This window comes from Peribacillus sp. SIMBA_075 (assembly GCF_046534585.1).
The window spans coordinates 1-242 of record NZ_JAWRYN010001428.1 but is presented as its reverse complement, the minus strand read 5'-3'; the positions used below and the strand labels follow the sequence as shown (position 1 = coordinate 242).

The 242-nt window shown below is 71.5% G+C and carries 1 protein-coding gene; it reads left to right on the top strand.

What is annotated here, in order from left to right:
* Positions 1 to 187: hypothetical protein (locus SB775_RS33070; RefSeq protein ID WP_410865521.1), on the top strand; the 187-nt coding region annotated here is incomplete at its 5' end.
* Positions 188 to 242: the final 55 nt, after the last annotated feature.

Below are 242 nucleotides of genomic sequence, written 5' to 3'. Positions count from 1 at the left end.
CCTGCCGCCGGAGACGGTGCGGGCGTGGCGGCGTTCGACGCTGCCCGTGGCGTGGGAGATCCTGCTGCAGGGCGGCAAGCGGCAGTTCCTCACCTCCGGCGAGGCGCTCCGCGCAGGATGGCGGGGTGTCCGCGACGGCCTTCGCCTGTCCCGGACACCTCACCATGCTGACGACCCCGACTACTGAGCGGTCTTCGCGCTGAAGTTGTCGAAGGCAACCGTGGTGGTCGCGTCCGTCGCCG